The organism is Paenibacillus sp. HGH0039 (assembly GCF_000411255.1).
GTDB lineage: Bacteria > Bacillota > Bacilli > Paenibacillales > NBRC-103111 > Paenibacillus_F.
The window spans coordinates 199,759-213,006 of the sequence record NZ_KE150412.1 but is presented as its reverse complement, the minus strand read 5'-3'; the positions used below and the strand labels follow the sequence as shown (position 1 = coordinate 213,006).

The window sequence follows — 13,248 nt, the reverse complement described above, 5'->3', positions numbered from 1 at the left end:
ATGAAGAAGGAAGGGGACTTGCGGATGAACCTGGATCAAGCTGAAATCACGGCCTTAACGAAAAGGTTTGAGACTCCTTTTTATTTGTATGACGGCGATTTTATCGAAACGCATTACCGGCAATTAAGAAGCCGGACGAACCCCGCGATTCAGTTTTATTTGTCCCTAAAGGCGAATAACAATATTCATCTGGCCAAATTGTTCCGGCAGTGGGGGCTTGGCGTCGAGGTGGCATCCGCCGGAGAACTCGCTTTAGCCCGGCATGCCGGATTTTCAGCCGAAAACATCATTTTCTCGGGACCGGGGAAGAAGCGAAGCGAGCTGGAGATTGCCGTTAAAAGCGGGATTTACTGCATCATCGCGGAATCCGTTGAAGAACTCTTTTACATAGAAGAACTGGCTGAAAAAGAAAACAAAACGGCCCGCGTCGCGATCCGGATCAACCCCGACAAAAGCTTCGGCAGCACGGCCATTAAAATGGGCGGGGTACCGAGACAGTTCGGAACGGACGAATCCATGCTGGATGCCGTAATTGATGTCATCCGCTCACTTCAATTCACCAAATTTATCGGGATACACGTCTATACGGGAACCCAGAATCTGAATACCGACAGCATTATCGAGTCGATGAAATATACCGTAGATCTAGGCAGAAGCCTTTATGAACGATACGGAATCGTCTGTGAATTTATTAATCTTGGCGGAGGGTTCGGAGTCCCGTATTTTTCACACGAAAAGGCGCTGGATATCGGCAGAATTACTCAAACGATCAGTGATTACGTTCAAGAGGCCAGAGATTCCTTGTTCCCTCAAACGACCTTTATTATCGAAAGCGGAAGATACTTATTGGCTCAAGCGGCCGTGTATGTAACCGAGGTGCTCTACCGGAAATCGTCCAAGGGAGAGACTTTTGTGATCGTAGACGGAGGCATGCACCACCATGCGGCCTCCACTTTCCGGGGAAGAAGTATGCGGAGCAATTATCCTATGGAATGTATTCCCGTTAGGGAAAACTCCGGCCGTCGCGAACTCGAAAAAGTCACCATTACCGGTCCTCTCTGTACGCCAGAGGATTGTGTGGGGAAGGATGTCCATGTGCCGGCCTTGTATCCGGGCGACCTCGTATGTGTGTTGAACTCGGGCGCCTACGGACTGAGCTTCAGCCCGGTTCATTTTCTGGGGCATCCGACCCCCATTGAAATTCTCAAACGGAACGGTTCATACGAGCTGATCAGACGGAAAGGAACGGCGGATGATATAGTCGCGACCCAGCTGCAGACCGAATCGAATCTCCTCTTTGTGGACAAATAGAAAGCCCAATATACGAAAAGCAGGGGGATGATTGCATTGGATACGATTCAGTATTATTGCCAAATTCCAGGCGTCAACCATTATGCGGCCAAAAAAGAATTCATGGAAAACTCCGTCAAAATCGCTCAACTGTCCGATGCTTACGGCATAGTCGGGTCCCTGTCGTTTTTTAACCATTCCGTATTGGACCCTTGGGCCGTAAGCTCGGTTATTATGCAGCATACGGAACGTCATGTTCCTCTAATTGCGCTTCAGCCCTATATGTATCCTCCCTATACGGCGGCCAAATTAATTCAGAGCTTCACTTATTTGTACAACCGGCGGATTGACTTGAATATGATCACCGGCGCCGTTACCGGCGAACTCCAGCAAACCGGGGGCTATATCGACCATTCGTCCCGCTACAAGAAACTGTACGAATATGTTCAGGTGCTCCGTCTGCTGCTGGAATCCGATTCTCCCGTTTCGTTCAAAGGCGATTATTATGAGCTGAATAATTTGGAGTTCAAGCCTTCGTTGCCGGACAAACAGCTTTTCCCGCGCATATTTATGTCCGGTTCTTCCGAGGAGGGGCTTGAAACGGGTTTGCAAGCGGCGGATTTCGTCGTTACTCATCCGGGACCGCTGGAACATTTTAAACACCATTTTAGCGAAAAGGTGCAGGGATCGCCTGTTCAGAGCGCCATAAGAATCGAGATTATTGCCAGAGAAACGGCGGAGGAAGCATGGAAGGCCGCTCATGCCCGTTATCCCGGCAACCGGCAGGGGACGATCCAGCTCCGGATGAAAAAAAATTCGGAATCAAGCTGGCAGCGGACGCTGGCCGAACTGGCTTTAGCGAGCGAAACGTACGATGAAGTCTTCTGGATGGGCGGGTACATGAACGGCGGAATTTACAGTCCCGTGTTAGTCGGGGATTACGAACAAGTGGCCGCTTATTTGAATGAGTATTATAAACTCGGCGTGAAAGCCGTGTTACTGGGTTCCATGTACAGCGAGGAGGATTTTATTCATTTCAGCCGGGTGAAGGAAGGAATTTCGAATCCGGTCTAGGGGACCGCAGCGAACAATCCGACGGAAGGAGAGATAGCATGCGATTGATTTTAATCCGTCATGCGCAGGCCCACTGCAATATTCTGGAGGACGACGCTCTTATGGACGCTTACGATCCTCATTGCGAGCTGACGGAAGCGGGGATCGGCCAGGCCGTGAAGCTCCGGGATGAATACCCGGTTTCGCTGACGCCGTCGGTCATTTATTCCAGCCCTTTGAAAAGGGCGAGGGAAACGGCGGCTATTTTCCAAGGGCGGTTTCCGGCCGTGCCTTTCATCGAAGACGAACGTTTGAGCGAGCTGAAAGCTCCGGAGTCTTTTATTCCGCCGATTACGCAGGGGCAGTGGGATCTGTATCTGGAGCAGCGGATCCGGTCGCCTCATTTGGAAATCGTAAAGGGCTTGGAGTCGCTTGACGTACAACGGGAACGGATCGAGCGGTTCTATAAGGATCTGTTCCGGAAGTATGCCGAAGAAGCGTGCAACATCGTCATTTTTACCCATGCTTTCAGCATCCAGCTGTCCATCCTGTTTTTTCTCGGATTAGGGAACGAACAGCTCCTGCAATGGCAAATCAAAGCAAGCAATACGGCGATGCACATCATTCATTACGATCCGACTAGCAGCAGTTTTCTCCTGGAGAGTCTGAACAACCGTTCACATCTCCAAACAACCGGATAAGGGAGGGCGAGACGGGATGGATAACAAAGAACGGAACGGTTTGTATCAAGTGATCTATGCGATTTCCGGTGTGACCGGCGAGGACGGGGACGAGCTTGTGGAAACGTTTAAACAAGGACCGATGGAAGTGGATAAGCGGGATTTCTTTGAAATTATACAGCGGGTTGAATCCCTTTTTGACTGCACGCTGGATATGAATTTGGAAGGTCCTTATTTGATACATGCCGATGAGATCGCGACTAAGATTACGAAGCTAAACGTTTAGTCCCGGCAATTGAAATAATCAAGTAGGGGGGAATCACCTTGACCAAGCAATTCGATGTATGTGTGATCGGCAGCGGAGCCGGCGGCTCCGTTGTCAGCAAGTATTTGGCCGAGAAAGGCCTGGAAGTCGTCATCGTGGAACAAGGCGAACTCATTGAACCGGGAACGAATATAGATTCGGTCATGAGCCATGCGGAGAAAGCCTACGCGAGAGAGTCGGACGGGACTTGGGGAGATAACGGCTATCCGTGGTCTGCCAGTGCGGTTGGCGGCGGAACGATTTTTTATGCCGGTATCTCGTTCCGGTACAAAGACGTCGACTTCGATGCGAGGGAATACGTAGCGCCCGATGCTCTGGACCCCCAGTGGCCCATCCGGTATTCGGACTTGGACCCCTACTACAATAAGATTGAACAGTGGCTTGGGGTGTCCGGGGATTTGAATGCCGATCCGTTCAAAAACAGGGCCGGTACCGGTTCGCTCCGAACGGCCCATTCCTACAGCCAGCAGGGAGCCCTGATCGACCAGGCGGGCAAAGAGCTCGGCCTGCATCCGTTTCCGACTCCGCTGGCGGTTAACACAACGGATCATAACGGATATCCGGGCTGCGACAACTTAACCAGCTGTACGGATTACGCGTGCCCGATCGGCGCCAAAGCGGACAGTTTTACGCGTATTTTGAAGCCCGTGTTGAAGCTGGAGCATGTGACGCTGATGAAAAATACGAAGGCTCTGGCATTCCATCAGACGGACCCGTCCGTAATCGACTCCTTGGAATGCCTGGATCTGGGCACGAAAGAACGGTTCCGCATCAGAGCGAAACAATTCGTTCTGGCCGGAAACGCCATCCAAAGCGCCGCGCTCGTGCTGCGTTCAACGAACAAATGGTGGCCGGACGGAGTAGGGAACAAATCCGGTCTGGTCGGCTCGGGATTAAGCTTCAAGAACAGCGAATACGTATCCGGCTGGGTGGACAATCATCCCTACGAGCAGTTGAACGAACCGCTGAAAGGGCTGTATTCCACCGTTTCGATTACGGATTATTATCAAGATCCGCACTGTCATTCCGGTCTGGGCGGGCTGATCTACGAAGCGAACCCGTGGACCTATTACGGCCATGAAGGCAGCGGCATGTATGTTCAATTGGAATGTATCATAGCGGACCAGCCTATGGTGACCAATAAAGTCCGGTTATCGAACGATAAAGAAGCCACGGGGGTACCCAAAATTGTCCTTGATTATCAGACACATGAATGGGACAAGCGCCGGCTGAGCTTTATGATCGAGAGGGCCGGAGAGATTTTGACGGCCATGGGAGCCAAGCAGGTCCAATGCAACCCTTCCTACTATTATTTAGGAAGCGCTCATTTGCACGGAACTTGCAGGGCAGGCACGGATGAGCTGACTTCCGTTGTCGATAAGTTCGGCCGATTCCACACGATCGACAATTTGTTTGCGGCGGACGGGTCCTTCATGCCTTTTGCGGGTGGCGTCAATCCGACCTTGACGATCCAGGCCAACGCTTTACGAATAGCCGAAAATATGAGTGTCTGATTACGCGCGATACCTGTGTAAGACGGGAAATCCGGAAGCAGGGAAGTGATCGTTATCGTTTCTGTTTTAGTAAGGCTCGGCTGGTTTTTTAAAGAGCATAAAATCCGGTATACGCTGGCGGTACTCATCCTGGTCCTCGTAAACGGGGTCGAAATGCTGCCGCCGCTGCTGCTGGGCTCCGCTCTCGACCATATCCAGCAAAACACGCTAACCCCGGCGAGTCTGGCGCAGTATATCGGATTTATTCTCGGGCTCTCCGTCGTCATCTATACCCTGAATTACGCTTGGATGTTTCAATTGCACGGCGGAGCGAACCGTCTGCAGCTGAAGATGCGTTCCCGCTTAATGAGCCATCTGCTGAAGATGACACCGCCCTTTTTCGAAAAGTACCGGACCGGAGATCTCATGGCCCGGGCGACCAACGATATCAAATCCATCGGAGAAACGTCGGGTTCCGGCATTTTAACCTTAGTCGATTCTTGTTTGTTTTCGGTGACGATCCTGATTACGATGGGCTTGTTTATCGATTGGAATTTAATGCTGGTCACCATCTTGCCGCTTCCGCTTATCGCGGCGGTCATTACCTTTTTCGGAAAATACCTTCACCGCCGTTTTACGATCGCCCAGGATGCTTTCGGCGCGCTTAACGATCAAGTGCTGGAGACCATTACCGGTATTCGCGTTGTTAGAGCTTATGTGCGGGAAGAGGCGAATCAGAAAAATTTTGAAACCATGGCGGAAGATCTGTTCCGGAAAAATGTCGCCATCGCGCGGGTCGAAGCTTTATTCGAGCCCACCATACGCATGTTAATCGGGATCAGTTATTTGATCGGTCTCGGATACGGGACCTATCTGGTTTTTCAGCAGCGCATTTCACTGGGCGAACTGATCACGTTCAACGTCTATTTGGGCATGCTGATCTGGCCCATGTACGCGATCGGTGAACTGATTAATATTATGCAGCGGGGGAGCGCTTCCTTGGACCGTTTGGATGAGATCATGAACTATCCGCCCGACGTACGGGATGGGGAAGATCTTGAGGAGGACATCGCGCTGCCGCATACCCTGCAATTCCACCGCGTAAGCTTCCGCTATCCGTCTTCCCAATCCGATAACCTGAAAGACATCACGCTGCATATTAACCGCGGACAGACCATTGGTATCGTCGGCCGGACAGGAAGCGGCAAGACTACCCTGTTAAGGCAGCTGCTCAGGGAGTATCCGGCAGACAGGGGCGAAATCACCGTTTCGGGCATCTCGCTGGAACGCATTCGGCTTGAAGCCTGGAATCAATGGATCGGTTATGTCCCGCAGGAGCAGCTGCTATTTTCGAAAACCGTCAAAGAAAATGTTCGATTCGGCAAGGAGAACTCGACCGATCAGGAAGTGTTCCGAGCTCTGGAGCTGGCTTCCTTTATGCAGGATATTCATACGCTTCCGGACGGGGTCGATACACTGGTAGGGGAAAGAGGGGTGTCCTTGTCGGGCGGACAGAAGCAAAGAATCGCTTTTGCGCGGGCGATCATTTCCGAACCGGAAATGTTGCTGCTGGATGACGCTTTATCCGCTGTCGACGCTAAAACGGAGGCGAGCATAATCGCGAACCTTATTGCGGAGCGAAAAGGGCGTACGACGCTCATTTCGACGCACCGGTTATCCGCCGTGGAACATTCCGATTTCATCGTCGTAATGGATCAGGGCCGAATCGTCCAATGCGGCACGCATCTCCAATTGATTGCCTGCCACGGTTGGTATAAAGAACAATACGAGTCACAAAAATTGCAAATGAACTTGTTAAAGTGAGCGTGGAAAATCCTATGAATGTAGGAAAGAAACTGTTCAAGTATGTTCTTTATTACAAGAAATCGTTTATCGGGGCGCTTTGTCTTCTCTTGCTGATGGTAGCGGCGGAATTGTCCGGACCGCTTATCGCCAAACAGTTAATCGACCAACATATTCTGGGGATTGAAAAACCTTGGTACGAAACACGGGAACCCGGGGAAAATGCCGTGCCATACAAAGGGAAGTATTATAAAAGAGGCGATTATTTTCACGAGCAGGAAGAGAAGGGACAAGAGGTCCGCATTCTGCAGGTGCAGCGGCAGTTCGTATTTGTTCCGGAAGCCGTGAAGGTGGACGGTGAACGCCTCGTACAAGGGGAGCAACTCATCATCAAGCGAAATGCGGAAACCGGAGCTTATCCGGCCGATATTCTCTCCACACGCGACTTGTTTCTCTTTTATGAACCGGAATTGGGGAAAATCGTCCACTTGATCCTTCTTTATTTCGGATTCGTAGGAGCAGCCAGCTTGCTCGAATACGGTCAAACGTATGCCTTGCAAGTCTCTTCCAACCGTGTCATTCAAAAAATGCGGGTAGATGTTCTAAAGCAAATTCACCGGATCCCCATTCCGTACTTCGACCGAATACCGGCCGGCCGGATCGTATCTTGCGTAACCAACGATACCGAAGCCGTGAAAGAATTGTTTGTTACCGTTTTGAGAAATTTTTTCACCGGAGCCGTCTACATCACCGGAATCTTGACGGCCCTCTTTATACTGGACGTCAGGCTCGCGCTTATTTGCACGCTCATCATTCCTGCCCTTGCGGGCTGGATTTACCTTTATCAGAAATTTGCATCCAAATACAGCCAAACCATCCGCTCCACATTGAGCGATATCAACGGGTTGATCAACGAAACCATTCAATGTATGCCTGTCATTCGCGCGTTCTCCCGGCAGCGCACCGTGCGGCAGGAATTTGAGGATAAAAATGTACGTTACTTTACGTATTCCAATAAACTGCTTACCTTAAAAGCGCTCACCTCCAATAATCTGGTTACGGTTCTCAGAAGTCTCGCTCTCGCCGCAATCATCTGGTATTTCGGCGGCGCCGGTTTGAGCCATCAATCGGTTTTCACCTTTGGCATGATTTATGCCTTTGTGGAATATGTGGAACGCTTATTCCAGCCTCTGGTGGGAATGGTGAATCAACTGGCTCAGCTGAATCATTCCCTCGTTTCGGCCGAACGGGTTTTCAGGCTGATGGAAGAGGAAGGCTCGGATGTCGTAGACGAGGAAACGCCGAGAATGAAAGGGGACGTAAAATTCGAGAACGTTTCCTTTGCCTATTCGGACGATCATTACGTTCTCCGAGATATTTCTTTCGAGGCGAAGCAGGGACAGACGATCGCATTCGTCGGGCATACGGGATCGGGGAAAAGTTCCATCATGAACGTACTGCTGAGATTTTACGAGCTGCAAAAGGGAACCGTTACGATTGACGGGCACAATATCCAGACCCTTTCCAGGCAGCAAGTAAGGAAACAGATCGGCATCGTTCTACAGGAACCTTTCTTGTTCACAGGCAACATTGCCAGCAATATCAGTTTGGACAATCCGGCCATCAGCCGCGAGTTGATCGAGGATTCGCTAAGAGCGGTCGGAGCCCAGCGCGTGCTTCAACATTTGCCCAATGGATTGGACGAACCCGTGATTGAAAAAGGAAGCACCTTATCGGTCGGGCAGAAGCAGCTGATTTCGTTTGCAAGGGCGCTCGCCTACAACACGCCCGTCCTTATCCTGGATGAGGCAACGTCCAACATCGATACGGAGACCGAAGGGATGATCCAATCGGCACTGGAAGTGTTGAAGAAAGGAAGAACTACGTTTGTCATTGCCCACCGGTTGTCTACCATCCACCATGCGGATCTCATTCTAGTGATGGACCGGGGCCAAATCGCGGAACGCGGCAATCACGACGAATTGATGCGGCAACGGGGCATCTACTATCAGATGTATCAATTGCAAATGCGTGATAGGGCGAACGTTCCCGTTTAATCCAAGAAAGCAGTCGACCGCATCGTGCGGGCACTGCTTTTTTGCTTTTTAAGCAAATCGACGTGGATTAGAAAATCCTGTGGAAATAAGGGTTGTAAAAATTGCCTGTTCATGGTAATTTAGCTCCTATCCAGTAAGAATCGGGAGGATTATTTCACATGAATTGGCTCAAATGGGATCTGAATCTAAAAATCAGATTAACAGGCGATACCGTGTTCAATCTGCTTTTTTGGATGTATTTCCCTTTCATCACCTTGTTTTTCAGCGAAGCGTTCGGCAAATCCGTTGCCAGCGTGCTGATGGCTGTACCGCCTATATTCAGCCTGGCTGGCGGCTTGTTCGGCGGTTTTCTGTCGGACCGCCTGGGCAGGAGGCCGGCCATGCTGCTGGGCGCGTTTATGCAAGCTTCGATGTTTGCCGTGTTTGCGTTATCTTCCTCCCACTGGCTGGATTATTTCGCTTACATCGGCATCGGGCTCGGGGGAGCCATCTATAATCCGGCCAGTTCGGCCATGGTGGCGGATGTGACACCGCCCAAAGACAGGCGGATGGTCTATGCCACTTTTGTGACCGGAAGGAACATCGGCGCCGTGTTCGGACCCGCGCTCGGTTCGGTCTTCTTTTTCCAGTACCGGCAAGAGCTGCTCTGGACCTGCACCGCTGTCACGCTGCTGTATTCGCTGGCCATCCTGCTGATGATCAAGGAGACGCTGCCGGCGGCGGCCGGAGCAGCCCGGCAAAGCATGAGGCTGTCCGGAATTTGGAAGGAGCAGGTGAGCAGCTACGGCGTCATTTTCCGGGATAAACTATTTGCTCTCTACATCGCCGCAGGCGTTCTGGTTACGATCGCTTTTATGCAGCTCGATATGTACCTGGCGGTGTACGTGACCGAATACGTACCGGCGCAGAAGCTGCTGACCCTCCGGGATTGGAGCCTTGCCCTCAACAGTTCGCAGGCATTCGGTTTAATCCTCGGCCTGAACGGCCTGCTGTTCGTCCTGTGTGTGATGCCGGTAACGAAATGGTTTGAAACATGGCCGGAACGCAACGTCCTTATCCTGTCTTCGCTGCTGTTCGGAGCGGGAATGTTTATGTTCGGATTCACGACACAAATAGGGCTGCTGCTGATTTTCACGGTTATTTTCACGATTGGAGAGCTGTCACGCAGCCCGGTTACGGAAAGCTTCATCAGCAAATATGCGCCGGACCATGCCAGAGGCCGGTATATGGGGGCATCGGGTCTTCAGTTTTCGATCGGCAGGCTGATTGCGCCCGTTACGGTTTTGTTCTCGGCCTGGTTTCCTCCGCTAGTGGTGTTCGGATTTATTTTTTTGGTTACCATCCTCAGTTCTCTCCTTTATATACGCCTGTTTAAAATGCTCCCTGCCAGCTACTACGACCACCAGCGGGAAGCGGATGCCGTCTGACTAAGAAACGATTGGGGGTAAAACAAACTTGAAAGAAAGCCGGAGAGGCTTTCTTTTTTTGTTGCGGAGATGCGAACGGTATGAAGTAAAAATAATTTCTTTTTTTGGGAGGGCTGTCGATTTTGCCGTTTGTTCTTCGTCGTCTTAATAGAAGGCGGCCGATGAAGCATTCATTCGGGACGATCCGAACCAGAGAAAGCCGGAAAGACAGCGTTGGAGAAGAAGTGGTTGAAGACAGGCACGTTGGAAAGACGCCCGCCTGCATGGTCCGGTACTTTCCAAAAACAGCGTTCCGTTTTAAGATAGCTAAATAATCCGTTCAGCAGAAAAGGAGACATTTATAATGGACTCGGTAATTTCAAAAGACGGTACAAAAATCGTTTACGACAAGACAGGGCAAGGCCCGGCGCTTATTCTCGTGACTGGAGCGTTCAGCTACCGCAAATTTCCGGGGCAGGTGCAGCTGGCCGAGCTGTTGTCCGGGCAATTCACGGTGTATAACTACGACCGTCGGGGAAGAGGCGACAGCGGAGACAAACAGCCCTATGCGATCGAACGCGAAATCGAGGATCTGCAGGCTGTTATTGACGAAGCCGGCGGTTCCGCTTTCGTCTGGGGCTTGTCTTCCGGAGCGGTCCTTGCCTTACAGGCGGCGGCGAGCGGGGCGGGCATCGCCAAATTAGCTTTGCATGAACCCCCGTTTGTGGTCGACCCGGCCGATCGGAAGCCGCCTCACAATTTTACGGCGCATGTAAGCGAGCTAATTGCCGCCGGACGTCGTGCCGAGGCCATCAAATATTTTATGGCCCAGGGCATGGGCGCGCCTTCGTTCGTGGTCGGCATGATGAAGCTGATGCCGAGCGTCTGGTCAAACCTGATGGCCGTTGCCCATACGCTCCCTTACGATGCCGCCCTGCTCGATGGCTATATGGAAGGAACGCCATTGCCAGCCGAATTATGGCGCTCCGTCACGCTGCCTGTTCTTGTGCTTGAAGGCACGGAAAGTCCGGCGGGTCTGCGTCATGGCGCACAAGCGCTCGCTCATGCTCTTCCCAATGCGCGGCTGCTCAGCAAGAAAGGACTCGGTCACACGAAAAAGCTCCCCGCAAAGTTAATTTCAACGGAACTTTCGGCGTTTTTTACAGGGAAACAGTGATGTTCGTTTTGCAGTTGGCAGGTAAGCGGGGGGTAGGGGAGTGTCCGGAATGTGACCTATATTTCCGAATGGCAGGAACTAGACTTGCTTCCGCCGAAAACTAGTAACCAAAGTTAACGTGAGAAATCGAAACGGGAAAATGGAAAACGAAAAAGGATCCGGTTGTCGATCTTTCGTATACCCATTCGTCGTATAAGTGAAAGTAAACGAAAAAGAGGAGGAAATATACCGATGAGATTTATGATGATTGTGAAAGCGACGACGGATTCCGAGGCAGGGGCCATGCCCAGCCAAGAGCTTATCGAGGCGATGCAGAAGTATAACGAAGAATTGGTAAAAGCGGGCGTTCTGCTGGCCGCCGACGGCCTGCAGCCAAGCTCGAGCGGAATCCGGATTTCCTATCCGGAACCCGGAGGCAAACCGAAGGTGGTAGACGGACCGTTCACCGAGGCGAAAGAAATGATTGCGGGCTATACGCTTATTGAAGTCAAAACGAGAGAAGAAGCTATCGAGTGGGCTATGCGTATGCCGGATCCGCACGGATATGGACAAGGCGAGATCGAGTTGAGACAGGTGTTTGAGGTGGAAGATCTGATGAGTAATCCCGAGACGGCCGAGAAGGAAAAATCGCTCCGCAGACAGGTTGAGGAGCAGAAGAAAGCGTGACGCAGTCTTCCGCACACCGGACGATCGATGCGATATGGCGTATCGAATCGGCCAAACTTATCGCGGGACTGACGCGTATGGTGAGGGACGTAGGACTCGCAGAGGATCTCGCCCAGGATGCTCTCGTAATCGCGCTGGAGAAATGGCCTCTTTCCGGTATTCCGGACAATCCCGGGGCCTGGCTGATGACGACGGCGAAGCGGCGTGCGATTGACCTCCTGCGAAGAACGAAGGTGCGTGACCGGAAATACGCCGAAATGGCCCAACGCATGGATTTGTATACGGAGGAAGACCTCAATCCCACACTGGACGGGGAGATCGGCGACGATCTCCTTCGTCTGATCTTTATGACCTGCCATCCGGTGCTGTCGCAGGAAGCCCGAGTCGCGCTGACGCTCCGCCTGTTATGCGGGCTTACCACGGATGAAATCGCCCGTTCTTTCCTGGCTGCGGAGTCAACGGTTGCCCAGCGGATCGTACGAGCCAAAAAAACGTTAAGCACGGAGAAAATACCTTTTGAAGTGCCGGCCGGAGAAGCGCTCAAGGAACGTTTGTCGGCCGTACTCGAGGTGATTTACCTGATGTTTAATGAAGGCTATTCCGCAACGTCGGGGGAGGACTGGATCCGGCCGCTGCTGTGCCAGGAGGCGTTGAGACTGGGACGCGTTCTGGCCGAGATCGCTCCTGGGGAAGGGGAGGTCCATGGACTGGTCGCCCTGATGGAAATTCAATCTTCGCGGTTTCGAACTCGGATTGGCGCAGCGGGCGAGCCCGTCCTCTTGATGGACCAGAACCGCGCGCAGTGGGACCGCCTGCTGATACGGCGGGGTTTGGCGGCGCTTGAACGCAGCCGGAAGCTCGGACGCCCGCTCGGTCCTTATGCGCTGCAGGCTGCCATCTCCGCCTGCCATGCGGAGGCGCTAAACGCTGCCGAGACCGATTGGATCCGGATCGCGGCGCTTTACGAAGCGCTGTCAAGAGCTGCGCCGTCGCCGATTGTCGAGCTGAACCGGGCCGTCGCCATCGCTATGGCGTTCGGTCCGGCCTTCGGACTGCAGATTGTCGACGAGCTGAGCGGCGAGCCTGCTCTGAAGGGATACCATCTGCTGCCGAGCGTCCGCGGCGACCTTCTGGTGAAGCTCGGACGGCTGGGAGAAGCCCGTGCGGAATTCGAGCGGGCGGCTTCCATGACGCGCAATGCCCGGGAACGGGATCTTTTGCTGAGCCGGGCCGCTGAATGCAGGACGGATACCGCGGAATAATTTTGTGCCGGTTTGTCGATCGCAAGGCTTCTCGTT

General features: G+C 52.4%; 11 protein-coding genes. All 11 read left to right on the top strand.

Annotated elements, in window-relative coordinates:
* Positions 1–24: 24 nt before the first annotated feature.
* The 11 genes from HMPREF1207_RS00810 to HMPREF1207_RS00760 all read left to right on the top strand — a co-directional run bounded on the left by HMPREF1207_RS00810 (position 25) and on the right by HMPREF1207_RS00760 (position 13,212).
* Positions 25–1,311: a type III PLP-dependent enzyme gene (locus tag HMPREF1207_RS00810; protein ID WP_009676434.1), complete on the top strand. Its 1,287-nt coding sequence runs from the start codon at positions 25–27 to the stop codon at positions 1,309–1,311.
* Positions 1,312–1,338: 27 nt separating this feature from the next.
* Positions 1,339–2,364 (top strand): LLM class flavin-dependent oxidoreductase, encoded by a 1,026-nt coding sequence (locus HMPREF1207_RS00805; protein WP_009676509.1) that lies wholly within the window; start codon positions 1,339–1,341, stop codon positions 2,362–2,364.
* A gap of 38 nt (positions 2,365–2,402) precedes the next feature.
* Positions 2,403–3,044 carry a histidine phosphatase family protein gene (locus HMPREF1207_RS00800; protein ID WP_009676453.1) on the top strand — a complete coding sequence of 214 codons (642 nt, stop codon included), beginning with the start codon at positions 2,403–2,405 and terminating at the stop codon, positions 3,042–3,044.
* A 16-nt stretch (positions 3,045–3,060) separates the two neighbouring features.
* Complete coding sequence (locus HMPREF1207_RS00795; protein ID WP_009676514.1) at positions 3,061–3,309, top strand: DUF6137 domain-containing protein; 249 nt, start codon at positions 3,061–3,063, stop codon at positions 3,307–3,309.
* Between the two features lie 38 nt (positions 3,310–3,347).
* Positions 3,348–4,862 (top strand): GMC oxidoreductase, encoded by a 1,515-nt coding sequence (locus HMPREF1207_RS00790; protein ID WP_009676439.1) that lies wholly within the window; start codon positions 3,348–3,350, stop codon positions 4,860–4,862.
* Positions 4,863–4,916: 54 nt separating this feature from the next.
* Positions 4,917–6,665, top strand: a complete 1,749-nt coding sequence (locus HMPREF1207_RS00785; protein WP_036739748.1) for an ABC transporter ATP-binding protein — start codon at positions 4,917–4,919, stop codon at positions 6,663–6,665.
* Between the two features lie 14 nt (positions 6,666–6,679).
* Complete coding sequence (locus HMPREF1207_RS00780; protein ID WP_009676446.1) at positions 6,680–8,701, top strand: ABC transporter ATP-binding protein; 2,022 nt, start codon at positions 6,680–6,682, stop codon at positions 8,699–8,701.
* A gap of 158 nt (positions 8,702–8,859) precedes the next feature.
* Positions 8,860–10,128: an MDR family MFS transporter gene (locus HMPREF1207_RS00775; protein ID WP_009676481.1), complete on the top strand. Its 1,269-nt coding sequence runs from the start codon at positions 8,860–8,862 to the stop codon at positions 10,126–10,128.
* A 343-nt stretch (positions 10,129–10,471) separates the two neighbouring features.
* Positions 10,472–11,284, top strand: a complete 813-nt coding sequence (locus tag HMPREF1207_RS00770; RefSeq protein WP_009676505.1) for an alpha/beta fold hydrolase — start codon at positions 10,472–10,474, stop codon at positions 11,282–11,284.
* 231 nt (positions 11,285–11,515) lie between these two features.
* Positions 11,516–11,950, top strand: a complete 435-nt coding sequence (locus HMPREF1207_RS00765; protein WP_009676473.1) for a YciI family protein — start codon at positions 11,516–11,518, stop codon at positions 11,948–11,950.
* The gene (locus HMPREF1207_RS00760) at positions 11,947–13,212 is read left to right on the top strand and encodes an RNA polymerase sigma factor (protein ID WP_009676496.1); all 1,266 of its coding nucleotides are present in this window, start codon (positions 11,947–11,949) and stop codon (positions 13,210–13,212) included. The genes HMPREF1207_RS00765 and HMPREF1207_RS00760 overlap by 4 nt, the downstream gene beginning before the upstream one ends.
* Positions 13,213–13,248 lie beyond the last annotated feature (36 nt).